Annotated in this window: 17 protein-coding genes; 8 read left to right on the top strand and 9 right to left on the bottom strand. The window is 56.6% G+C overall.

What is annotated here, in order from left to right; translation table 11 throughout:
* Window positions 1-5: 5 nt before the first annotated feature.
* The 6 genes from treY to bla form a co-directional block, all read right to left on the bottom strand.
* Window positions 6-2,516, bottom strand: coding sequence for a malto-oligosyltrehalose synthase (gene treY / locus ACFX4O_RS06785; protein WP_380207843.1), 2,511 nt, complete (start codon window positions 2,514-2,516; stop codon window positions 6-8).
* Window positions 2,513-4,300 (bottom strand): malto-oligosyltrehalose trehalohydrolase, encoded by a 1,788-nt coding sequence (gene treZ, locus ACFX4O_RS06780; RefSeq protein ID WP_380207842.1) that lies wholly within the window; start codon window positions 4,298-4,300, stop codon window positions 2,513-2,515. The genes treY and treZ overlap by 4 nt, the downstream gene beginning before the upstream one ends.
* A 106-nt stretch (window positions 4,301-4,406) precedes the next feature.
* Window positions 4,407-5,048, bottom strand: a complete 642-nt coding sequence (gene fdnI, locus ACFX4O_RS06775) for a formate dehydrogenase-N subunit gamma (RefSeq protein WP_380207841.1) — start codon at window positions 5,046-5,048, stop codon at window positions 4,407-4,409.
* A complete protein-coding gene (gene fdxH, locus ACFX4O_RS06770; RefSeq protein WP_380207840.1) occupies window positions 5,041-5,928 on the bottom strand; it encodes a formate dehydrogenase subunit beta in 888 nt (295 codons plus the stop codon). Before fdxH ends, fdnI begins: the two co-directional genes overlap by 8 nt.
* Window positions 5,929-5,940: 12 nt before the next feature.
* Window positions 5,941-8,991: a formate dehydrogenase-N subunit alpha gene (gene fdnG, locus ACFX4O_RS06765; protein WP_380207839.1), complete on the bottom strand. Its 3,051-nt coding sequence runs from the start codon at window positions 8,989-8,991 to the stop codon at window positions 5,941-5,943.
* Window positions 8,992-9,153: 162 nt separating this feature from the next.
* Entirely contained in the window at window positions 9,154-10,041 is an 888-nt protein-coding gene (bla, locus tag ACFX4O_RS06760) for a class A beta-lactamase (protein ID WP_380207838.1), read from the bottom strand.
* A gap of 27 nt (window positions 10,042-10,068) precedes the next feature.
* On the opposite strand from bla, the gene ACFX4O_RS06755 reads away from it, so the two are divergent.
* Complete coding sequence (locus ACFX4O_RS06755) at window positions 10,069-11,010, top strand: zinc-dependent alcohol dehydrogenase family protein (RefSeq protein WP_380207837.1); 942 nt, start codon at window positions 10,069-10,071, stop codon at window positions 11,008-11,010.
* Here the strand turns inward: ACFX4O_RS06755 and ACFX4O_RS06750 are convergent.
* Entirely contained in the window at window positions 11,007-11,831 is an 825-nt protein-coding gene (locus tag ACFX4O_RS06750; protein WP_380207836.1) for an SDR family oxidoreductase, read from the bottom strand. The two genes, ACFX4O_RS06755 and ACFX4O_RS06750, sit on opposite strands and share 4 nt — an antisense overlap.
* Before the next feature lie 101 nt (window positions 11,832-11,932).
* Here ACFX4O_RS06750 and ACFX4O_RS06745 point away from each other — a divergent pair, with 101 nt between their 5' ends.
* Together ACFX4O_RS06745 and ACFX4O_RS06740 are read left to right on the top strand one after the other, a co-directional pair.
* Window positions 11,933-12,841: a LysR family transcriptional regulator gene (locus tag ACFX4O_RS06745; protein ID WP_380207835.1), complete on the top strand. Its 909-nt coding sequence runs from the start codon at window positions 11,933-11,935 to the stop codon at window positions 12,839-12,841.
* A 160-nt stretch (window positions 12,842-13,001) separates the two neighbouring features.
* Window positions 13,002-13,730, top strand: coding sequence for a metallophosphoesterase (locus ACFX4O_RS06740; RefSeq protein WP_380207834.1), 729 nt, complete (start codon window positions 13,002-13,004; stop codon window positions 13,728-13,730).
* Window positions 13,731-13,788: 58 nt separating this feature from the next.
* Here the strand turns inward: ACFX4O_RS06740 and ACFX4O_RS06735 are convergent, their stop codons facing one another.
* Together ACFX4O_RS06735 and nifJ are read right to left on the bottom strand one after the other, a co-directional pair.
* The gene (locus tag ACFX4O_RS06735) at window positions 13,789-14,286 is read right to left on the bottom strand and encodes a cupin domain-containing protein (protein WP_380207833.1); all 498 of its coding nucleotides are present in this window, start codon (window positions 14,284-14,286) and stop codon (window positions 13,789-13,791) included.
* A gap of 187 nt (window positions 14,287-14,473) precedes the next feature.
* On the bottom strand, window positions 14,474-17,986 hold the full coding sequence (gene nifJ / locus ACFX4O_RS06730; protein WP_380207832.1) for a pyruvate:ferredoxin (flavodoxin) oxidoreductase: 3,513 nt from the start codon (window positions 17,984-17,986) through the stop codon (window positions 14,474-14,476).
* A 369-nt stretch (window positions 17,987-18,355) separates the two neighbouring features.
* On the opposite strand from nifJ, the gene nifH reads away from it, so the two are divergent.
* Genes nifH through ACFX4O_RS06705 form a run of 5 tightly spaced genes read left to right on the top strand, consistent with a single transcriptional unit; the run spans window position 18,356 to window position 23,253 of the window.
* A complete protein-coding gene (gene nifH / locus ACFX4O_RS06725; RefSeq protein WP_380207831.1) occupies window positions 18,356-19,237 on the top strand; it encodes a nitrogenase iron protein in 882 nt (293 codons plus the stop codon).
* 16 nt (window positions 19,238-19,253) lie between these two features.
* Complete coding sequence (gene nifD / locus ACFX4O_RS06720) at window positions 19,254-20,702, top strand: nitrogenase molybdenum-iron protein alpha chain (RefSeq protein ID WP_380207830.1); 1,449 nt, start codon at window positions 19,254-19,256, stop codon at window positions 20,700-20,702.
* 55 nt (window positions 20,703-20,757) lie between these two features.
* Window positions 20,758-22,320, top strand: coding sequence for a nitrogenase molybdenum-iron protein subunit beta (gene nifK, locus ACFX4O_RS06715; protein ID WP_380207829.1), 1,563 nt, complete (start codon window positions 20,758-20,760; stop codon window positions 22,318-22,320).
* Window positions 22,321-22,360: 40 nt separating this feature from the next.
* Window positions 22,361-22,579: a putative nitrogen fixation protein NifT gene (nifT, locus tag ACFX4O_RS06710; RefSeq protein ID WP_131411157.1), complete on the top strand. Its 219-nt coding sequence runs from the start codon at window positions 22,361-22,363 to the stop codon at window positions 22,577-22,579.
* Between the two features lie 11 nt (window positions 22,580-22,590).
* Entirely contained in the window at window positions 22,591-23,253 is a 663-nt protein-coding gene (locus ACFX4O_RS06705) for a NifB/NifX family molybdenum-iron cluster-binding protein (protein ID WP_380207828.1), read from the top strand.
* The last annotated feature ends 98 nt before the right edge of the window (window positions 23,254-23,351 follow it).

Genomic DNA, 23,351 nt, shown 5'->3' with positions numbered 1-23,351 from the left:
TTCGATCACGCACTGACCAGTACCGCAAAGGTGAAACCGCCAATCGATCGCAGGTTCACTTTGTCGGTGAGAAAAACCTCCTCTGAGCTGAGTATGTCCCGGTAACGCCGATTCGCCAGTTCCGGCGGCAAAGCAATATTGGCCCCCGCCAGGCTGCCGTCGAGCGCATCGAATAGCAGGCGCGGAGCGAGCACAATTAACGCGTCCTGATTTTCCACGCGCGCAAAGGCGATCAGGTGCTCCGCCTCTTCGCCCGCAACGGTCAACGGCAGATAGGCTCCCCGGCGGAACAGCGACGGCATCTGCTGGCGTAAATGCAGCAGCCGGTAGATGAAAAACTGCTTTAATTGCCCGCTCGACCAGCTCTCCTGTGAATACGGATCGGCCTGCTCTTCATCTACCAGCAAGCGCTCCAGTTCGGCGTAATCCGGCTCCAGCCGGTTATCCGGGTCGACCAGGCTGAAATTGAGCGCTTCGCTGCCCTGGTAGATATCCGGCACACCGGGTGCCGTCAGTTTGATCACCGTTTGCGTCAGGCTATTGACCATCCCGGCGCGGATAAACGGCTGAAGCGAGGCGGTAAAATCGGTTAAAAACGCGCTGTTATCCGGCGATAACAAATGACGCACGTAATCGAGCACCGCCTGTTCATAGGCGTCGTTAGTTTCGATCCAGTCGGTGCGCTGTTTCGCTTCGCGCAGCGCTTTTTCGACAAACGCCACAAACCGCTCTTCCAGCGCGCGCAAGCCCGCCACGTCATCTGCTTGTAAGTTGACCGGCCAGACGCCCGCCAGCGCCTGGTAGATCATCCACGCCACCATCGGTCGCGGCGCGTGGCCATCGTCGAGCAGTTGCACTTTGGTATGATTCATCTGCCGCCAGCGCGCCACGCAATCCGCCCAGCGTTCGGGCGCTTCCGTCAGGGTATAGAGTCGCGCCCGGGCGTCTTCCCCGCGTTTGGTGTCATGGGTTGAGGTGCCGGAAAGCGCATCCGGCTGGCGCTCAAGCCGGGTTTTCATCTCTGCGTGGAAGCGATCCAGAGAGAAGGTGCGCGGTAGTGGCTCCGCGCCGACTTCGTTAAGTGCCAGATCGACATGCTGGCGGAAAAAGAGCGTATCTTCGACGGATTTGGCCATCAGCGGCCCGGTGAGCTGCTGAAAGCGAGTGCGAAAACGTGCCGCCGCGCTCAGCGCGCTTTTCGCGACATCGCCAAGCAGAATGCGGTTTACAAAGTCGAGCGCGTCAGCGTCTGGTGCATACGGGCTACGCTGAACACTCTCGACCACCTTACGTAACAGCGCGGCGTCAGCCGCCGGTAGCCCCTGTTCCGTGCCATAAGTGCGATACACCGGGAAGGCGATCAACAGTTCGCGCAACGCCTGGCGCACCGCGTCCTCCTGCGGCACCGGGATTTCCGCGTGACCAATAGTGAGCGCCAGCGACACCAGCACGCTGAATTCACCGTTAAAGTTACGATCGACCATCAGCAGTTTGGCCGCACGTAGCTCGTCGTGCATATTCACGCGCCGCCCGGCAACGCTGTCATAGGCTTTTCGCAGCTTATCGAGCTGCGCGTTATCAACCAGCACATCTGAAAGCGCGGCGATAAACTCATACCCGGTGGTGCCGGATACCGGCCAGTCCGCCGGAAGATGCTCGCCTTTGCCGAGGATCTTCTCCACCGTGAGATAACATTCAGCGCCCACCTTCTGGCGTAAGCGCATCAGATAACCCTGCGGGTCGGCCAGCCCGTCAATGTGATCGATACGCAAACCGTCCACCGCACCGCTGTGCACCAGTTCGAGGATCAGCCGGTGCGTATCATCAAATACCGCCTCATCTTCCACGCGCATGCCAACCAGGCCGGTGATTTCAAAAAAGCGCCGGTACGAAAGATCATTCGCCGCATCGCGCCAGCTCATCAAACGCCAGGGCTGCTGCGCATGAATTTCAGCGATTAGCGTGTTATCGGTCTCGCCGATAAGTGCCTGCTCCCGTCCTTGCCAGCTTTCCGCCACCAGCGGATAAAAGTTGTCGTAATAGGCCAGCGCCGGTTCGCCGGTCAGCGGATCGGCTTTTATCGCCAACTCGCCATTTTCCAGCACAACGTCAAAATCATCGCCGAGAAAAGGCAGCGTCAGCCGCCGCGACCAGTCGATGTCGAAATGGTGCGCATACTGGCTTTTTTCGCCTTTGGCAATCACATCGCGCCACCAGGCGTTTTCCAGCGAGGCCGCCATATGGTTTGGCACAATATCCAGAATCAGCCCCAACCCGGCGCTTTTTAACGCACTCACCAGCCGGTCAAACCCTTCACGCCCGCCAAGCGTGGGATCGATCTCGTTGGCGTTAGCCACGTCATAACCGTGGGTGGAACCGCTCGCGGCGGTGAAAATGGGCGAGGCGTAAAGATGGCTGATGCCAAGATGTTTAAGATACGGAACCAGCGTCGCGGCGCGATCAAACGTCATTCCGTTACGAAACTGCAAGCGGTAAGTGGCGGTTGGCGTATTCACATTCCCTCTCCCAAAGCCAGACGAACAATGAACGCATTCGGCGGCAAGTCATCCTGCCCGCGCGGCCAGGCCACCAGCGTTTTACCGGGCAGATCCGGCAACGGTTGCGCAGCCTCGCCAATATTGAGCGCCAGCGACAATGTTCCTTGTGAGAAGCGCCAGCGGACCGCGACAAACCCCGGCGCGGTGGCGATCACTTCCCCATTTTGCCGCTGCGCATGAGTCAGCAGCGGCACCACATATTTCTGGCGCAGCGTCAGCCAGTCGCGGGTTTGCGTTAGCCAGCGCTGGCCGCTCTCCTGCTGCGTTTTTGCCCAGTCCAGTTGTGAACGGGTAAAGGTTTCAGGCGCGTTTGGGTCGGGAACCGTTTCCCCCTCATGTCCGGCGTGGCCCTGGAATTCCCGCGCCCGCCCTTCGCGCACGGCGCGCGCCAGATCGCCGTGAAAATCGGTAAAGAACAGGAAAGGATTGGTTTCGCCATACTCTTCACCCATAAACAGCAGCGGAATATGCGGGGAAAACAGCAGCGCGCCGAGCAGCACACGCGTTCTCTCCTCGCCCGCCAGGGTGATGAGCCGCTCGCCCTGCGCGCGGTTGCCGGTCTGATCGTGGTTCTGGATAAAATCGACAAACGCCACCGGCGGCTGGTTGCGGCTGTCCACCCCGCGGGGTTCGCCGGTTGAGGGGGCAATCTCGCCCTGGAAGGCAAACCCTTCGATTAATGCACGCGCCAGCCACACTTCGGGCTTATCCGCAAAATCCTGGTAATAGGCATGGGTTTCGCCGGTAGCAAACACATGCGCGGCATTATGCAGATCGTCGTTCCACTCAGCGGTAAACAGCGGCGCCCGACCATCCGGTTCATGCGGATGCAGCGCAATAATGTTGCGGGAATCTTCAGTGGTCAGATGTACCGGTCTGTCGGTGATCTCTTCACGAATACGGCGGGCAATCTCCACCAACACCGGCGGCTCGGTGCTGTCTTCAATCTGATCGATGGCATCAAATCGCAGCCCGTCGAGGTTGTATTCGGTAAGCCAGTAGAGCGGCGCTTCAACGATATAACGCCGCACGGCATCAATGTCATACGCGATGCCCGGCCCCCACGGCGTCTGGCGTTCAGCGTGGAAAAAATCCGGCGACAGCGCGGGTAAATAGTTACCTTCCGGGCCAAAGTGGTTGAGCACAATATCCAGCACCACTGAAAGGCCATAGCCGTGAGCGGCGTCGATAAAGGCTTTAAAATCATCCGGCGTGCCATACGCCGAGTGCGGCGCATAGAGCAGCACGCCGTCATAGCCCCAGCCGCGATTGCCGCCAAACTGGGAGACGGGCATCACTTCTATCATCGTGATGCCAAGTTGTGCGAAATACGGCAGTTTTTCCATCGCCGCGCGAAAGGTGCCCTGCGGGGTGAATGTGCCGATATGCAGCTCATAAACCACGGACTCTTGCCACGGGCGGCCTTGCCACTGCGGGTGTTGCCAGACGTAATGATCCGGGTCGACGACCAGCGAAGGGTCATTAACATCGGACGCCTGCGCGCGCGAGGCGGGATCGGGAACCACCATGCCATCGGCCAGCACAAACTGGTACGCTGTGCCGGGTACGACGTTATCAACAGTCAGTTCAAACCAGCCATCATCAAGGCGTTGCATTGGCAGTTCGCCGACAGGCAAACGCAGAGAAATCTGCTGTTGCCCGGTGGCCCATAAGCGAAAACGCACGCGACCGTCCGCGAGGTATTCAGCTCCCCAGCTTTTACTCATTGATTTTGACGCCATGCAATTACCTCTCCACGATGTCACGAAGAACAATCATAGACGATAATCTGCAAAGCCATTGGCGGGCCGCCCGGTCATGCACGCGCATACCGGGCGGTGAATTGCGTTACTGCTGTTGTTTTTCTTCTTCGGCTTCGACGTCGCGATACCAGCGCGGGTGGTGTTTCTTCGCCCAGCGGCGGCTCACTTTGCCTTCAATCATGCCTTTGATCGATCCTTTCACCCAGAACGCCATATACATGTGCACCAGGATGGCGAGCATCAGGATAATGGCGGAAGTGGCATGCGCCAGCAAACACCAGCGAATCAAGGCGATAGGGAAAAAGTGAGCAAAGTACGGACGCCAAATCACCACGCCCGTCGCCAGCAGCAGCGAAATCATGCTCATGATGGTCCAGAACATCATTTTCTGCCCGGCGTTATATTTGCCGACATCCGCGACTTTGTGCTCATTGCCTTTCAGCACCTCGACAATACCTTTGATCCACGGCAGATCTTTTTTGTCCGGGATGTTGTGGTGGACAAAGCGCCCGAACATAAACATCAGGATCAAAAAGATCAGTACGCCAAAGAACGGGTGCAGAATGCGCCCCATTTGCGGCGTGCCGAAGGTTTGCGTCAGCCAGTGCAGCGTCGGGAAAAAGAGCGCGATACCGGATAACGCCACCAGAAAGAAGCAAATCACTACCGTCCAGTGGCACGCCCTGTCGATAAATTTGGTGCGCAGGATCATTTTGCTTTTATTCATGGTCGTGCTCCTCTTCATCGTCATCCGTCTCTTTGTTCGGTCCTACGCCGATGTAGTGGAACAGCAGACCGGCAAAAGTGGCGATAAACCCGGCGGCGGAGAGCGGCTTGAGAATGCCTTTCCACAGATTAACCGGCACATCAATTTTCGGTTCTGCAGGCAGATTGTGATACAGCCCTGGCTGGTCGGCATGATGCAGCACATACATCACATGTGTACCGCCCACGCCCTGCGGGTTATAGACGCCCGCGTTGGCATAACCGCGTTTTTGCAACTGCGCCACGCGTTGCTCGCCAAGCTCCAGCATCTCAGCTTTGGTGCCGAAATGAATCGCGCCAGTCGGACAGGTTTTCACGCAGGCCGGTTCCTGACCGACACTGACGCGATCAACGCAGAGCGTGCATTTGTAGACCCGGTTATCGTCCGGGTTGAGACGTGGCACATTGAACGGGCAACCGGCAATGCAGTAGCCACAGCCAATGCAGTGCTCCGACTGGAAATCGACAATGCCGTTGGCGTACTGAATAATCGCCCCTGCCGACGGGCAAGCTTTCAGGCAGCCCGGCTCCGCGCAGTGCATACAGCCATCTTTGCGGATCAGCCACTCCAGTTTGTCGTTTTGCGTCGTCTCGCTAAAGCGCATTACCGTCCAGGATTTGGCGCTTAAATCGAGCGGGTTGTCATACACCCCGGCGCAATAACCCACGTCGTCGCGGATATCGTTCCACTCGGAACAGGCCACCTGGCAGCCTTTACAGCCAATACAGGTGGATACATCAATCAGCTTTGCCACTTCGGCACGGAAATCCCGTGCCTGCGGCGGCGGCGTAAAACCGTTGGTCGCTGAACGTTTAATAATGTCTTGTGATTGCATGGACATGGTTTCGCTTCCTTACGCCTTCTCAATATTGACCAAAAACGCCTTATATTCCGGCGTCTGCGAGTTAGCGTCGCCGACAGACGGCGTCAGCGTATTGGCCAGGAAGCCTTTGCGTGTGGCCCCTTCAAAACCCCAGTGGCACGGAATGCCGACGGTATCAACGCGGCGCCCGTCGATAGTCAGCGTCTGCAAGCGCTTGGTCACTACCGCTTTGGCTTTGATAAAGCCACGTTTCGACATCACCTTCACTTCGTCTCCGGCAAGAATGCCCTTCTCTTTGGCCAGCGCTTCGCCAATCTCCACAAACTGATCCGGCTGGGCGATGGCGTTGAGGCGGGCATGTTTCGTCCAGTGGCGGAACAGCTCGGTAATCGAATAGGTAGTGGCGACATACGGGAACGCATCCGCTTTGCCCATATTGGGTTTGTCGGCGGCAAAAATACGCACCACCGGGCTGGAAACCACCGCCGGGTGCAGCGGGTTGGTATCAATCGGCGATTCGATCGGCTCGTAGTGTTCCGGGAACGGGCCGTCGTTCATTTTGTCGATGGAGAACAGGCGCGCCACCCCTTCCGGGTTCATGATAAACGGCCCGACATTGCTACCCGGCGCGGCCTGGTTGTAATCGGCAACGTCCATTCCCGTCCAGCGCTGACCATCCCAGTGCAGCAACGCACGCTTCGCATCCCACGGTTTACCCGCCGGATCGGCAGAGGCGCGGTTGTAAAGAATGCGGCGGTTCGCCGGCCATGACCACGCCCAGCCCGGCGTACAGCCCAGCCCGTACGGATCGCTGTTATCACGATTCGCCATCTGATTACCGCGCTCCGTCCAGCTACCGCAATAAACCCAACAGAAGCTGCTGGTGGATCCGTCATCACGTAGCTGCGCAAAGCTGCTTAACTGCTCGCCTTTTTTGGCGATCAGCGTGCCCTTGTCATCAAACAGATCGCGCAGCGCTTTGCCGTTGGCTTCGCGGGCCACTTCTTCCGGGTGCGGATCGTACGGATCTTTATAATCCCAGGACATGTTCAGCAGCGGTTCTGGATTCGCCCCGCCTTCGGCTTGATACAACTCGCGCAGGCGCATAAACAGGCGGCCCAGGATTTTGGCGTCGTGCAACGCTTCTCCCGGCGGCTCGGCGGCGGCCCAGTGCCACTGCAACCAGCGCCCGGAGTTGGCAATGGAACCGTCCTCTTCGGCAAAGCAGGACGATGGCAGACGGAACACCTCAGTCTGGATCTCCGCCGGGTTAACATCGTTCATCTCACCGTGGTTTTGCCAGAAAGTGGAGGATTCGGTCGCCAGCGGATCGATAACCACCATATATTTCAGTTTCGCCAGCGCGCGTGATGACTTGTTCTTATCCGGGAAGGCCGCCAGCGGGTTGAACCCTTGCACGATATAACCGTTGATTTTGCCCTCGGTCATCAGCTCCGCCTGGGTCATCACGTCATAGAGACGATCCCATTTTGGCAGCCAGTCGTAACCCCAATTGTTCTCCGCCGTGGCGCGATCGCCCCAGAAACTCTTCATCATGCTGATGAAAAACTTCGGCGTATTTTGCCAGTAGTTCACTTCATTCACCCCCAGCGACGGCGGCGTGATCTGTGAAATATAGGTCTGATAATCCGGCTGTTTTTCCGAGGGTAACGGCATATAACCCGGCAGGTTGGTCGACAGCAAACCTAAGTCGGTATAGCCCTGAATATTCGAGTGACCGCGCAGCGCGTTCACGCCGCCGCCTGCCATACCGATATTACCGAGCAACAGTTGCAGCATCGCCGCTGTACGGATGATCTGCGCCCCGGCCGTATGATGCGTCCAGCCCAGCGCATAAAGAATGGTGGCGGTGCGATTCGGCACGCTGGTGCTGCCGAGCACCGAGCAAACATGGGTGAAATCTTTCACCGAGGTGCCGCACAGGCGGCTAACCATTTCCGGCGTGTAGCGCGCAACGTGGGATTTCAGCAGATTCCACACGCAGCGCGGATGGCTCAGCGTCTCGTCGCGCAGTGCGTTGCCCTGAGCGTCGAGTTGGTAGAACCAACTGGATTTGTCGTACTGCCGTTTTTGCCCGTCGTAGCCGCTGAACAGACCATCGTTAAACGCGTAATCCTCGCGAATAATCAGGCTGGCATTGGTGTAGTGACGCACATATTCATGCTGGATCTGGTCATGTTCAATCAAATAGCGGATCGCGCCAAGCAGGAACGCGGTATCGGAACCGGCACGGATAGGCGCATAGAAATCGGCCACCGCCGCACTGCGGTTAAAGCGCGGATCGACAACCATCACGGTGGCGTCATTTTTGGTTTGCGCTTCCACTACCCACTTAAAGCCCACCGGATGCGCTTCAGCGGCGTTACCGCCCATGATCAGCACCACGTTGGCGTTTTTGATGTCCACCCAGTTGTTGGTCATCGCGCCGCGACCAAAAGTCGGCGCCAGCGCGGAAACGGTCGGGCCGTGGCACAAACGCGCCTGACAGTCGATCGCCACCATGCCCAGCGCGCGGGTAAATTTGCCGTCAAGAATACCGGTCTCATTACTGGCGGCGGAAGAACAGAGCATGCCGGTGGTGGTCCAGCGATTGACCGTTACGCCCTGCGCATTTTTTTCAATAAAGTTTTCATCGCGATCTTTTTTCATTAACCGCGCGATTTTATCAATTGCTTCATCCCAGCTAATTCGCTGCCATTTATCTGAACCCGGCGCGCGATATTGTGGATGTAATAAACGATTTTCGCTGTGAATATAGTCCAGAACGCCAGCGCCTTTTGGGCACAATGAACCCCGGCTCACCGGATGATCGGCGTCGCCTTCAATGTGATAAATACTTTCACTGACGTTTTTCGCATTATCACCGAGGCTGTACATCAGCATACCGCAGCCGACTGAACAATAGGTGCAGTTATTTCGCGTCTCTTTTGCTTTTAAGAGTTTATATTGACGGGTTTCCGCGTGAACGGAAAAAGAAGATAAAAATCCGAGAGATGCGACAGTGCTTCCTGCCAGACCGCCCGCGCAGATCCGAAAGAACTGCCTCCGGTTGAGCTCCATTTGTCCTCCAGCTTAAACTTAAGACATGAAAAGGGACGGAGATTATAAGGATATTCTCAACACTTAACCATTATCCATTTATGGTTATTTTTGCGGGTAATTTGGAGCAGATACTTATTTAAGTAAAATTAGTGGCAGAGATTTTTCTCTCTGCCCTTTTTATTACTTCGTCGCGCTGAATATGGCTTTACCGATGCGGGCAATGGCGTCATTACTTTGCGCCATTGTCGCTTTTGTATCCGTTATATAAATAGATACAATACGAGGCGCGCCTTTTTTCGGCCAGACAATACTGATAATCGAACGCGAACCATATCCGCCCGCCCCGGTTTTATCGCCAATCGCCCAGCCTTTTGGCAATGTGGAACGCAGCAGCGCATCGGCGACTTTATCCTCTTTCATCCACTGCACCAGTTGCGCGCGCGAACGGGGCGTGAGCACTTCGCCGAGCGCCAGTTTTTGCAGTGTGTGACTGACGGCAAGCGGCGTGGTGGTATCACGCAAATCACCCGGCACAGCGCTGTTCAGTTCCGGTTCTGCGCGATCGAGTCGCGTGACACTGTCACCTGAATCAGCAAAGAAACGCGTCACCGCAGCCGGGCCGCCGAGCTTTTTCGCCACCAGGTTCGCTGCCGTGTTATCACTTTCACTGACCGCCGCACTGCACAGTTGCCGCCAGCTCATCGATGAAGGTGCAACAAACTTACTGGTCACCGGCGAATAGGCAACCAGCTCACTTTGGGAAAACTGGGTGGTCTCATTTAACGCCAGTTCACCTTTGTCGACCTTGCTCAGCAACACGCCGCACAGCAGCGCTTTGTGGGTACTGTTTAGCGGAAAACGCTCATCACCCCGGTAGCTCACCGTCTCACCGCTGACGGTATCCACCACCGCAATGCCGATGCGCGCGCCTAAGCGTTCTTCCTGCAGGCGGGCCACCGCCGTCAGCGTGGCGTTATCAATATTGGCGGCGCTGGCGACGAACGCGCTGAATAACAGTAAAGAACAGATTGATTTCACTGGGAAAAACATAGGTATAATCCTTGTCAAAACAGAGCAACATCATGAGTGGGCATCATGTATAACACCGCGTTAGTGTACAGAAGTTTCGGTGAACCGCAGACTGTTCTGCAAGCTGAAACCACTCCGCTGGCACCGCTTCCGGCAGGACTGGTTCGTGTCAAAATGCGCCTTGCGCCGGTGAATGCCTCGGATTTAATCCCCGTGACCGGCGCGTACAGCCACCGCATCACCCTGCCCGCCGTCGCGGGCTACGAAGGCGTGGGCGTAGTGATACAAACTCACGATGCAAACGTGGATTTACTGGGTAAACGTGTGTTGCCGCTGCGCGGTCAGGGCACCTGGCAGCAGTATGTGGATTGCCCGGCGGAACTGGCTGTGCCGGTGCCGGATGATATTGACGATACGCTTGCCGCCCGCGCCTACATCAATCCGCTGGCCGCGCAGATGATGCTGGAACATTACCCGGTTCACGGCCAACATGTGCTGGTCACCGCGGCGGGAGCTGACTGCGCCGGTTACCTTGCGCAGTGGGCCAGGCGTCAGGGGGCAAAAAGCGTGACCGGCATTTATCGTTCCGCCATCCACGCCTGCCGCCTGTCGGCCTGCGGCGTGATACCGCTGGCCGACACGGATAGCGCCGCCATCAAAAAAGCAGCGAGTAAAGCCAGCGTTATCTATGACGCCACCGGCGGCGCACTGGCAGAAATGTTGCTGCAATCAATGCCGAAAACGGGGCAATTTATCAGCTACGGTTTGCTTTCCGGACAGCCGTTCAGCATCCAGCGACGCTTACCCGCAGTCCACTGGTTCCATGTGCGTAACTATCTCGACGCAATGACGGCAGATGGCTGGCAGCAGGCATTTTGCACGCTCTGGGAGCGACTGCGCGCAACGCCAGTAAGCGAGGTCACGCTGATTGATTTTCAGCAGTGGCGGCAGGCTATCACGCTATACCAGACGCCAGGTCGGATAGCCAAACCGCTGCTGTCGTTTTAATCCCTGTCGGCGGAATATGCCACATCGCGCTGGCGCTCAATTTCCGCTAATCGCGCGCGGAGCGAGGCCACCAGGTGCTCCCAGGCAAGGCTGCCCAGCGGCACTCTGAACGGCGGCGCGGGTGCGTCTGCCGCCGCGATAATCGCATCAACCGTGCGCTGCGCATCGCCTTTTATGTCAAAACTGCCGTTGGCAATACCCCGACGCACCTCGCCCGCAGGCGTATTGTCATAGGCAGCGAGCGGCGCAGCGTGATCGAGCCCGGCACCAAAGCCGGTTTGCGTTGGGCCGGGTTCGGCAATCACAATCTCGATACCAAACGGTTTTACCTCCTGCGCTACCGATTCCAGAAAGCCTTCAATACCCCACTTACTGGCGTGGTAAAGACTGAAATTGGGGTACGCCACCTGGCCGCCTTCCGAAGAGACCTGCACAATCCGCCCGCCGTGCTGGGCGCGCAGCCACGGCAACACAGCACGGACTAACTGGATGGAGCCGGTAAGATTGGTGGCGATCTGCCGGTCAATTTGCGCGTCACTCACCTCTTCCGCCGCGCCAAACAAGCCGTAGCCGGCATTGCTTACTACCCGTTCAATCACGCCAAAAGTGGTGAACGCGACGTCCACTTCGCGGCGCAGTGCCGCGCTGTCGGTCATATCAAAACAGCTGACGTGCAACCGCGACGCATATTGCGCCTGTAATGCGCTCATCGCGTCCGCGCGCCTGACACAGGCTACCACCCGGTCACCGCGCGCCAGCAGCGTTTGCGTCATCAATAATCCCAGCCCGGACGAAGCGCCGGTAATCAGCCATGTCATCATAACTACCTCCACATGTTTTCAGGTGAGTGGATAGCGTAAGCAACCGGCGCTGCTATGATAAGACGCACCAATCGGCATGTAGCGGTGAAAAATATTCAACAATGAAAAATGTCAGTCTCGCAGATTTAAAAGCGTTCCTACTGGTTGCACAGCACCGCAGTTTTCAACAAGCCGCCAATGAACTGGGAGTGTCCCGTTCATCGCTAAGCCATGCGATGCGCGGGCTGGAAAGCCAGCTTGGCGTGCGTTTGTTACACCGCACCACCCGCAGTGTCTCGCTGACAGAAGACGGCGCGGCGTTTTTGCAACGTATCGATCCCCTGCTCAGCCAGTTAGATACGGCGCTGGATGCCACCCGTTTTCGCCCGCAGGAGTTGCACGGCACTTTGCACATCAACGCCAATGAAGGCGGCGCGCACTGGCTGCTGACACACGTGGTTGAAGGTTTTTTACAGGCGCATCCTCAGGTGATGCTGGATATCGTGACCGAAGGTCGGTTGGTGGACATCGTCGCCGAAGGATTTGATGCGGGCGTACGGCTGGCAGAATCCGTACCGCTCGATATGATTGCGGTGCCCTTCGGCGGGCCGATCCGCTTTATCGCCATCGCCTCGCCGCAGTATCTGCACAGCGCAGGTGTACCGCAAAGCCCGGCGGATCTTTTGCAGCATCGCTGTATCGCCCAGCGTTTGCCGAGTGGAAAACGCTACCGCTGGGAGTTTGTGCAACATGGCAAGCCAATAACGCTCAACGTGCCCGGCAATTTATGCCTTGATAACAGCGCGCTGATGGTCGAGGCGGTGGTAAAAGGCTTAGGCATTGCTTATGTCCCTGAGCCTTATGCCCGCGAGGCCATCGACAACGGGCAAGCGCAACAGGTGCTGTCGCTGTTCAGCCCGCCGATTGCAGGTTTATGCCTTTATTATTCCGGTCACCGGCAAATACCAGCAACGTTGAACGCGTTTATCGCCGCCATCCGTCAGGCCAACGAAACCGCTCCGTCGCGGTAATTATTCAATAAACTGCCCGGTGCGCAGATCGAGGCGGAAATCGCGCCCGCCGTCCGGCGGATCAAATACCACACCGTCTGATGCAGTCACTTATGCCGTTTCTGCAGTGAGCCTGGTTAGGCTACGCTTGGACGGTGAAAACGGACAAACCGGAGAGAAAATGCTGATTGCCCAACTGAGTGATATTCATGCTGCGCCGGATAATGACAACCTTCAGCGCCTGCATCGCGCCCTCGACTGGTTACTGACGCTCAAACCCGATCTGCTGGTGGTGAGCGGCGATTTAACCGATGGTGGCTGGGGCGCGGGCTATCGCGCCATTGACAGCGCATTGCAGCGCCTGGCGTGCCGTTCACTGATCCTGCCCGGCAACGCCGATGATAAAACCATGATGTGTGAAAATCTGGCTGCTTTTGCTCACCGCTCGGCGCACGACGCGCTGCATTTCCATGAGCAAGTGGATAACGTGCCGGTGATTGGCGTGGATGTGACGGTAACCGGTGAAAGCCGGGGCGATATCCGCCCGCATCTGCGCTGGCTGGAAGCGGCGCTCATGGCACAGCCGCACGCGGCGATGATCTTTTTACACCAGCACCTTTTCCCAAGCGGCATTGCCCCACTGGATAACGCCATGTGCGAGGGCGGCGAGGCGCTGGCGCAACTGCTGGCGCGCTTACCGCACTCGCCGCTGGCATTGTGCGCTGGTCACGTACACCGGGCGATGTCCGCCACCTTTGCCGGTGTTCCGGCGTATCTTTGCGGCTCCATCTGCCCGGCGAACCCGCTGATGCTGAATACACAGCACATCCCGATGGCAAGCGATCCGCCCGCGCTTCTCATTCACGAACTGCGCGGTGATAACCGGGTGACTCATTTTGTCAGCCTGTAACGGGTATCGCCCATGCGCCGGTTTTCCCTTCACACCGGCGCAAAACAGACGATAACTTTTATGGTTCGCCTTCCCAGTAGTCCACGTTCTCGCCACGAAAATCGAGCTGGCGAAAATCTTCGCGGCCCTGGCTGTGCGCTTTCGCCAGAAATTTATCCGCATCCGGGTATTCGCAGATTTCCGGGCTTTCCATGGTGCTAATTGAGAGATAACGCAGCGGCTGATCGGAGGTATTGATAATCTGGTGCGGCCACGCTTTGCCTGGCGGAATGCAGATAACATCCCCTTCCTGGATGGGCCGTTCTTCATCGCCGATGCGCAATGTGCCGTTACCGTTCAGTACAATAAACATCTCCTCCTGCGCATGATGCAGATGAAACGGGCAGGCCCGTTTACCCGGCGGCAAAATATCGATCGACGCACCTAACTTGCTGGCGAGGGTGCCTTTGGTCAGCGAGCCGCCGAGCGATTCATACAGCGGCGGGCGCACGAAGTTTTCCATTTCGATGTGGTTGAAATTGCGGATCACAAACGCGGGCGGGGTTTTGTCGTTCATAAACAGTTCCGGTAAAGGGTTCCTGTTCAGTATTGAAACACCCCTCCAGCCTGTCAATGTGTTCTGCCAGCGTAACGAGAATGAGTGGGCCGCCATTCACAGCGCCGCTGGCAGAAAGAGGTTATCCGCAATATCTACTGCGGGTGCATATCAGCCCGGCCGTTGCTGCACCGCCGGGCTTCAGGGCTTACTCCCCCGCCAGGCGCTGATACTGGGCAAAACGCTGCCGGGCATCCTGTTCCGTTTGCGCAAACAGCTGTTCGGCCAGTGAAGGCGAGATGCGTTCAAGTGAGGCATAGCGCACTTCGCCGAGCAGAAACTCGCGAAAATCCTCTTCCGGCTCGTCGGAGTCGAGAATAAACGGGTTTTTCCCTTTTGCCAGCAGTTGCGGGTTATGACGCCATAAATGCCAGTAGCCCGCGTCAACCGCCCGTTTCGCCTCGCGCATACTGCATCCCATCCCGGTTTTTAACCCGTGGTTGATGCATGCGGCATAGGCAATCACCAGCGACGGTCCGGGCCAGGCTTCTGCCTCGGCAATCGCCCGCAACGTCTGGGCTTTATCCGCGCCCATCGCCACCTGCGCGACATACACATTGCCGTAGTTAACCGCCATCATGCCGAGATCTTTTTTGCGCGTACGCTTGCCTTCAGCGGCAAATCTGGCAATGGCTGCCGCAGGAGTCGATTTTGACGACTGCCCGCCAGTATTGGAGTAAACCTCGGTATCAAACACCAGAATATTGACATCCTCGCCGGAGGCCAGCACATGATCCAGCCCGCCAAAGCCAATGTCATACGCCCAGCCATCGCCGCCAAAAATCCACTGCGAGCGCTTGGCGAAATAGTCGCGGTTTTGATAGAGCCGGTTGAGCAGCGGGTCGTCGCCCTTCTCCTGTTCAAGTAACGCGCTGAGCTGCCCGGCGCGCTCCTGTGTCCCTTCGCCCAGATCTTTATGTTCCAGCCACTGGCGCAGCGCCTGTTCAAGATCTGCGCCAAGCGGCGCTTCCAGCGCGTTTAACGCATCGCTGGCGATCTGTTCGCGTAATGCGCGTCCGCCCAGCATCATGCCAAGGCCATATTCGGCATTATCTTCAAACAGCGAGTTCGCCCACGCCGGTCCCTGGCCTTTATGGTTTGTCGTCCACGGAATGGACGGTGCGCTGGCTCCCCAGATTGACGAGCAACCTGTGGCATTCGCGATCATCATTCGGTCGCCAAACAGTTGCGTGACCAGCCGCGCATACGGCGTCTCTCCGCACCCTGCGCACGCGCCGGAAAACTCCAGCAGCGGCGTTTCAAACTGGCTACCTTTGACGGTCGTTTTGCTGAAGGGATTGGCTTTGGGCGATAAACCTAACGCATGATCCCAAATAGGAACCATCGCTTGCTGGCTCTCCAGCGGTTGCATGGTCAGTGCCTTGCCTTTTGCCGGACAGATATCCGCACAGTTACCGCACCCGGAACAATCCAATGGTGAAATCGCCAGGTGGTATTCATACCCTTTTGCCCCCTGAGCGGGTTGGCTCAACAGCGCAATCGGCGCGGCTTGCCGCTCGGCCTCATCCAGTAGCGCCGGACGCACCGCCGCATGCGGGCAAATAAACGCACATTGATTGCACTGGGTGCAGCCTTCGGGGTTCCAGACCGGCACCTGCATGGCGATGCCGCGTTTCTCCCAGGCGGCGGTGCCGGGTGGGAACGTGCCATCTTCCCGGCCGATAAAGGCGCTGACGGGCAGTTTATCGCCGCACTGGCGATTCATTGGTTCAAGAATATCGCGAATAAAGTCCGGCATCAGGCGCGTATCCTCGCGGGTATTCTCTTCCAGCCATGCCCAGCGCTCCGGCACCATCACTTCCTGCAGCGCCTCCATGCCGAGATCGATGGCGGCATTGTTCATTTCCACCACTTTCTGGCCCTTGCGCCCGTAAGATTTCTCGACGGCCTGCTTCAGATAACCCGACGCCGTCTGGGGTTCGATAATGCCCGCCAGTTTAAAAAACGCCGACTGCATCAGCATATTAAAACGCCCACCCAGCCCCAGCCTGCGGGCTATGTCCACCGCATTGAGGGTATAAAAGCGGATCCCCTGGCGCGCAATATAGCGCTTCATCGCGTTAGGCAGCCGCGCCTCCAGCTCTTCGCCAAACCAGGTACAGTTGAGCAGAAATGTCCCGCCGGGGTTTAACCCCTCCAGCAGATCATATTTATCGACATAGGATTGCTGCGAACAGGCGATAAAATCAGCTTTGTTGATCAGATAGGGCGAGGTGATGGGCCGTTCACCAAAACGCAGATGCGACACAGTAATGCCGCCAGATTTTTTCGAGTCGTACGCAAAATAGGCTTGCGCATACATCGGCGTGTTATCACCGATTATCTTAATCGCGCTCTTATTGGCGCTGACGGTGCCATCCGATCCCAGCCCCCAGAATTTACACGCGGTGATCCCCTCACGAGAAACCTGCACATCATACGAAGGCATCGGCAGCGAGGTGTGCGTGATGTCGTCAAAAATACCCAGCGTAAAGTTATCTTTTGGCAACGGTTTTTTCAGGTTTTCAAACACCGAGACAATATCCCCCGGCAGCACATCTTTACCGCCCAGCCCGTAACGACCGCCGACAATTAACGGCGCGTTATCATGGTGGTAAAACGCATTTTTCACATCCAGACATAAAGGCTCCGCCTGCGCTCCGGGCTCTTTGGTGCGATCGAGCACCGCAATGCGTTTCACGCTGGGCGGGATTCTGGCGAAGAAGTGCGCCAGCGAAAACGGCCGAAACAGATGCACCGTCACCAGGCCGACTTTTTCGCCGCTGTCGCAAAGTGCGTCTACGACGTCCGAAATGGTGTCGCACACGGAACCCATCGCCACAATAATTTGTTCAGCATCTTGCGCGCCGTAGTAATCAAACAAGTGGTATTCGCGCCCGGTGATGGCGAAAATTTCCCCCATATAGTTTTCGACAATTTCTGGCAACGCATCGTAATAGCGGTTAGACGCTTCGCGTGCCTGGAAGTAGATATCCGGGTTTTGCGCCGTCCCGCGAATCACCGGATGTTCCGGATTAAGCGCATTACGGCGAAAACGGTTCAGCGCATCGCTATCCAGCAGCGGAGAGAGTTCGTCATACTCCAGTACCTCGATTTTCTGGATCTCGTGCGAGGTACGAAAACCGTCGAAGAAGTTAATAAACGGCACACGGCCTTTGATTGCCGACAGATGCGCCACCGCCGAGAGATCCATCACCTGCTGGACATTGCTCTCGGCCAGCATCGCGCAGCCGCACTGACGCACCGCCATTACGTCCTGATGATCGCCAAAAATATTCAGCGAATTTGTCGCCAGCGCCCTCGCGCTCACGTGAAACACACCGGGCAGCAGTTCACCGGCGATTTTGTACAAATTAGGGATCATTAATAACAACCCCTGCGATGCGGTGTACGTTGTGGTGAGTGCCCCGGCCTGTAGCGCGCCGTGTACCGCTCCCGCCGCACCCGCTTCCGACTGCATCTCCATTAAACGGACCGGCTGACCAAACAAATTTTTCTTGCCCGCCGCTGCCCACTCATCCACGTTTTCCGCCATTGGTGTGGAGGGCGTAATGGGGTAAATCGCTGCGACATCAGTAAAGGCATAGGAGATCCAGGCTGCCGCCGCGTTGCCATCCATCGTTTTCATCTTTCCGGACATTGCTCGTTCCTCGGTTCTTAGAGGTGGTGATGCCTTCGCTATTGCACAGCCTGTGCCATTTCAGTTATTGCAGTGAATACAAGCAATTAGAAACCGGGGCGGGAAATGGATTGCGTGGAATAAGACAGCGAACACGACAGCTTGTTGAACTGCCGACAAAGTGTGACGCCCTGCAGAGCGGGCAGCGGCCGCAAACAGAATTGTGCTGTTTCGTACAATTGGTCAGATGTTTGTGAACTCTTTGTTCCTTCCCTTCGAAGCCAAAAAATAATAAAACATTAAAAATCAAATCATTAACCACTCTGGCATGGCTGGTATGTTCCCTGCACAAGGTAATGTGGCAAACACATAACCAACAGGAGAAACACCATGACCATGCGTCAATGCGCCATTTACGGCAAAGGTGGGATCGGCAAATCGACCACCACACAAAACCTGGTCGCCGCGCTGGCGGAGATGGGTAAAAAAGTAATGATTGTCGGCTGTGATCCGAAAGCCGACTCCACGCGATTGATCCTGCATGCGAAAGCGCAGAACACCATTATGGAGATGGCCGCCGAAGTCGGTTCCGTGGAAGATCTGGAGTTAGAAGACGTGCTGCAAATCGGTTACGGCGGCGTGCGCTGTGCGGAATCCGGCGGCCCGGAGCCAGGCGTTGGCTGTGCGGGTCGTGGGGTAATCACCGCGATTAACTTCCTGGAAGAAGAAGGCGCTTACGTTCCGGATCTGGATTTTGTTTTTTACGACGTGCTGGGCGACGTGGTATGCGGTGGTTTCGCCATGCCGATTCGTGAAAACAAAGCGCAGGAGATCTACATCGTCTGCTCTGGTGAAATGATGGCAATGTACGCCGCCAATAACATCTCCAAAGGCATCGTGAAGTATGCCAAATCCGGCAAAGTGCGCCTCGGTGGGCTGATTTGTAACTCGCGCCAGACCGACCGCGAAGATGAGCTCATCATTGCGCTGGCAGAAAAACTCGGTACGCAAATGATCCACTTTGTTCCCCGCGACAACATCGTGCAGCGTGCGGAAATCCGCCGTATGACGGTTATCGAATATGACCCGACCTGCAATCAGGCGAATGAATATCGCGACCTTGCCAGCAAGATCGTCAACAACACCAAAATGGTGGTGCCAACCCCCTGCACCATGGATGAGCTGGAAGAACTGCTGATGGAGTTCGGCATTATGGATGTGGAAGACACCAGCATCATTGGTAAAACCGCCGCCGAAGAAAACGCCGTCTGACGACAGGAGCACTCCCATGAGCAATGCAACAGGCGAACGTAACCTGGAGATCATCGAGCAGGTGCTGGAGGTTTTCCCGGAGAAGACGCGTAAAGAACGCAGAAAACACATGATGGTGACAGACCCGGAGCAGGAAAGCGTCGGCAAGTGCATCATCTCTAACCGCAAATCGCAGCCGGGCGTGATGACCGTGCGCGGCTGCTCGTATGCCGGTTCGAAAGGGGTGGTATTTGGGCCAATAAAGGATATGGCGCATATCTCGCACGGCCCGATCGGCTGCGGGCAATACTCCCGCGCCGGACGGCGTAACTACTATACCGGCGTCAGCGGCGTGGACAGTTTCGGCACGCTCAACTTCACCTCCGATTTCCAGGAGCGCGATATCGTGTTTGGCGGCGACAAGAAGCTCACCAAACTGATTGAAGAGCTGGAAGAGCTGTTCCCGCTGACCAAAGGCATTTCAATCCAGTCGGAATGCCCGGTCGGCCTGATTGGCGATGACATTGAGGCTGTCGCTAACGCCAGCCGCAAAGCGATCAACAAACCGGTTATTCCGGTGCGTTGCGAAGGCTTTCGCGGTGTGTCGCAATCCCTCGGTCACCATATTGCCAACGATGTGATCCGCGACTGGGTGCTGGATAACCGCGAAGGCAAACCGTTCGAAACCACCCCTTACGATGTGGCGATCATCGGCGATTACAACATCGGTGGCGATGCCTGGGCATCGCGCATTTTGCTCGAAGAGATGGGGTTGCGGGTAGTGGCGCAGTGGTCTGGCGACGGCACGCTGGTGGAGATGGAAAACACACCGTTCGTCAAATTGAACCTGGTGCACTGCTACCGCTCAATGAACTACATCTCGCGCCATATGGAAGAGAAGTACGGTATTCCGTGGATGGAATACAACTTCTTTGGCCCGACGAAAATCGCGGAATCGCTGCGCAAAATCGCCGACCAGTTTGACGACACCATTCGCGCTAACGCCGAAGCGGTGATCGCCAAATACCAGGCGCAAAACGACGCCATTATCGCCAAATATCGCCCACGACTGGAGGGTCGCAAAGTGCTGCTCTATATGGGCGGGCTGCGTCCGCGCCATGTGATTGGTGCCTATGAAGACCTGGGGATGGAGATCATCGCCGCCGGTTACGAGTTTGGTCATAACGATGATTACGACCGCACTCTGCCGGATCTGAAAGAAGGCACGCTGCTGTTTGATGACGCCAGCAGTTATGAGCTGGAGGCGTTTGTCAACGCGCTGAAACCGGATCTCATCGGTTCCGGCATCAAAGAAAAATACATCTTTCAGAAAATGGGTGTGCCGTTTCGCCAGATGCACTCCTGGGATTACTCCGGCCCGTACCACGGCTATGACGGCTTCGCCATCTTCGCCCGCGATATGGATATGACGCTCAACAACCCCGCCTGGGGCCAGTTGACCGCGCCGTGGCTGAAATCCGCCTGATTTTTATCCTGTTATCCCGCTTGTTCACCGATTTGTGGCGCGGGAGGAGAACACCATGAGCCAGACTGCTGAGAAAATACAGAATTGCCATCCCCTGTTTGAACAGGATGCTTACCAGACGTTATTTGCCGGTAAACGGGCATTCGAAGAGGCACACTCGCCGGAGCGTGTGCAGGAAGTTTTTCAATGGACCACCACCCCGGAATACGAAGCGCTGAACTTCAAACGCGAAGCGCTGACTATCGACCCGGCGAAAGCCTGCCAGCCGCTGGGCGCGGTGCTCTGTTCGCTGGGGTTTGCCAATACCCTACCGTATGTGCACGGTTCGCAAGGTTGTGTGGCCTATTTCCGTACTTACTTTAACCGCCATTTTAAAGAACCGGTGGCTTGCGTATCAGATTCGATGACGGAAGACGCGGCGGTGTTCGGCGGGAATAACAACCTCAACACCGGCTTACAAAACGCCAGCGCGCTGTATAAACCGGAGATTATCGCCGTCTCTACCACCTGTATGGCGGAAGTGATCGGTGATGATTTGCAGGCCTTTATCGCTAACGCCAAAAAAGATGGTATCCTGGATGCCGCCATCCCCGTGCCCTATGCACATACCCCCAGTTTCATTGGTAGCCATATCACCGGCTGGGACAACATGTTTGAAGGCTTTGCCCGTACCTTTACGGCAAGCCATGAAGCACAACCCGGTAAAATTTCACGCCTTAACCTGGTGACCGGGTTTGAAACCTATCTCGGTAATTTCCGTGTGCTGAAACGCATGATGGAGCAAATGGAGGTGCAGGCAAGTTTGCTCTCCGATCCGTCGGAAGTGCTTGATACTCCTGCCAACGGGCATTACCAGATGTACGCAGGTGGTACAACGCAGCAAGAGATGCGCGAGGCGCCGGACGCTATCGACACGCTGCTGCTGCAACCCTGGCAACTGGTGAAAACCAAAAAAGTGGTGCAGGAGATGTGGAAACAGCCTGCCACCGAGGTTTCCATTCCCGTTGGGCTGGCAGGAACAGACGAACTGTTGATGGCGATTAGCCAGTTAACCGGTAAGGCCATCCCCGATACGCTGGCGCTGGAGCGCGGGCGGCTGGTCGATATGATGCTCGACTCTCACACCTGGCTACACGGTAAAAAATTCGGTCTGTTTGGCGACCCGGATTTTGTCATGGGATTGACCCGTTTCCTGCTGGAACTGGGCTGCGAACCGACCGTTATCCTCTGTCACAACGGCAACAAACGCTGGCAGAAAGCGATGAAGAAAATGCTCGAGGCCTCACCGTACGGCCAGGAGAGCGAAGTGTTTATCAACTGCGACTTGTGGCATTTTCGCTCGCTGATGTTTACCCGCCAGCCGGATTTTATGATTGGCAACTCGTACGGCAAGTTCATTCAGCGCGATACCTTAGCCAAGGGTGAACAGTTTGAAGTCCCGCTGATCCGCCTCGGTTTTCCGTTGTTCGACCGTCACCATCTGCACCGACAGACAACCTGGGGCTATGAGGGCGCAATGAGCATTCTCACTACGCTGGTGAATGCGGTGCTGGAGAAAGTAGACAAAGAGACCATCAAGCTCGGCAAAACCGACTACAGCTTCGATCTTATCCGTTAACCATCACATGCCCCGCGTCACGCGGGGCCCGGGAGGCTCTATGCCGGTCGTTATTCTTCGCCAGCGCGGCGCGGATCTGTATTGCTATATCGCTAAACAAGATCTGGAAGCCAGAGTTGTACAGGTTGAACATGACACGCCGGAACACTGGGGCGGCGCGCTTGAACTTGAAGGTGGACGCCGTTATTACGTCAATCTGCAACCTGGCCGCCCTACTTTTCCACTCAGTCTGCGTGCCACCCGCGACGCGCAGGTATAAGGAGATGAGCAATGTCCGACAACGATACGCTGTTCTGGCGGATGCTGGCGCTGTTTCAGTGCCTGCCGGAGCTGCAACCGGCGCAAATCATGGCATGGCTCACTCATAGCAGTGATGAAGTGCTGACACCCGATGGGCTGGCAGCGCTCGAACTGCCGCTACTGGAAGCCCATTTTCCTTATGCGGAAGCATTGATGTCCAACGGGCGCTGGGCGCGGGTAAAAGCCTGTCTGCGCGGCGAATTGCCGGCGCATTTGCAGGTGCAGGCTGCCAAAAACCGCCGTCCGCAGTTGATTGCTGCTTTCTGCTCGCAGGATGGGCTAACCATTAACGGTCATTTCGGCCAGGGGCGGCTGTTTTTTATCTACGGATTTGATGACCAGGGGGGCTGGTTACATGACCTGCGCCGCTACCCTTCTCACCCGCAAAACCAGGAACCGAACGAAATCCGCGCGCAGTTGCTCAACGACTGCCATTTGTTGTTTTGTGAAGCTATCGGCGGCCCGGCAGCCGCACGGTTGATTCGTCATAATATTCACCCAATGAAAGTGGCACCGGGCAATACCATTTTGTCCCAGTGCGCTGCCATCCAGAGCTTGCTGGCCGGGCCGTTACCACCGTGGCTGGCGAAACGACTTGAGCGCGCGAATCCGCTGGAAGCACGAGTATTTTAGCCCCCAAACGCCCCCCGCTATGGGGGCGTTTTTTTGGCGTGGGCATTGCGCCAATTGTCTGCTTTGTCACAAAGCGCACAACACTTTCTCCTTAAAAA

This window comes from Kosakonia sp. YIM B13571, assembly GCF_042788095.1.
Classification (GTDB): Bacteria; Pseudomonadota; Gammaproteobacteria; order Enterobacterales; family Enterobacteriaceae; genus Kosakonia; species Kosakonia quasisacchari.
Note: the sequence above shows the minus strand (reverse complement) of the source record. Positions and strands in the feature narration are given on the sequence as shown.

Coding starts and splice junctions, on each gene's coding strand:
- fdxH (WP_380207840.1), bottom strand. CDS start 5,928: ATGTCCATGCAATCACAAGACATTATTAAACGTTCAGCGACCAACGGT.
- fdnG (WP_380207839.1), bottom strand. CDS start 8,991: ATGGAGCTCAACCGGAGGCAGTTCTTTCGGATCTGCGCGGGCGGTCTG.
- ACFX4O_RS06735 (WP_380207833.1), bottom strand. CDS start 14,286: ATGAACGACAAAACCCCGCCCGCGTTTGTGATCCGCAATTTCAACCAC.
- ACFX4O_RS06755 (WP_380207837.1), top strand. CDS start 10,069: ATGTATAACACCGCGTTAGTGTACAGAAGTTTCGGTGAACCGCAGACT.
- treZ (WP_380207842.1), bottom strand. CDS start 4,300: ATGGCGTCAAAATCAATGAGTAAAAGCTGGGGAGCTGAATACCTCGCG.
- fdnI (WP_380207841.1), bottom strand. CDS start 5,048: ATGAATAAAAGCAAAATGATCCTGCGCACCAAATTTATCGACAGGGCG.
- ACFX4O_RS06750 (WP_380207836.1), bottom strand. CDS start 11,831: ATGATGACATGGCTGATTACCGGCGCTTCGTCCGGGCTGGGATTATTG.
- nifT (WP_131411157.1), top strand. CDS start 22,361: ATGCCGGTCGTTATTCTTCGCCAGCGCGGCGCGGATCTGTATTGCTAT.
- nifD (WP_380207830.1), top strand. CDS start 19,254: ATGAGCAATGCAACAGGCGAACGTAACCTGGAGATCATCGAGCAGGTG.
- ACFX4O_RS06745 (WP_380207835.1), top strand. CDS start 11,933: ATGAAAAATGTCAGTCTCGCAGATTTAAAAGCGTTCCTACTGGTTGCA.
- ACFX4O_RS06705 (WP_380207828.1), top strand. CDS start 22,591: ATGTCCGACAACGATACGCTGTTCTGGCGGATGCTGGCGCTGTTTCAG.
- nifJ (WP_380207832.1), bottom strand. CDS start 17,986: ATGTCCGGAAAGATGAAAACGATGGATGGCAACGCGGCGGCAGCCTGG.
- nifH (WP_380207831.1), top strand. CDS start 18,356: ATGACCATGCGTCAATGCGCCATTTACGGCAAAGGTGGGATCGGCAAA.
- ACFX4O_RS06740 (WP_380207834.1), top strand. CDS start 13,002: ATGCTGATTGCCCAACTGAGTGATATTCATGCTGCGCCGGATAATGAC.
- nifK (WP_380207829.1), top strand. CDS start 20,758: ATGAGCCAGACTGCTGAGAAAATACAGAATTGCCATCCCCTGTTTGAA.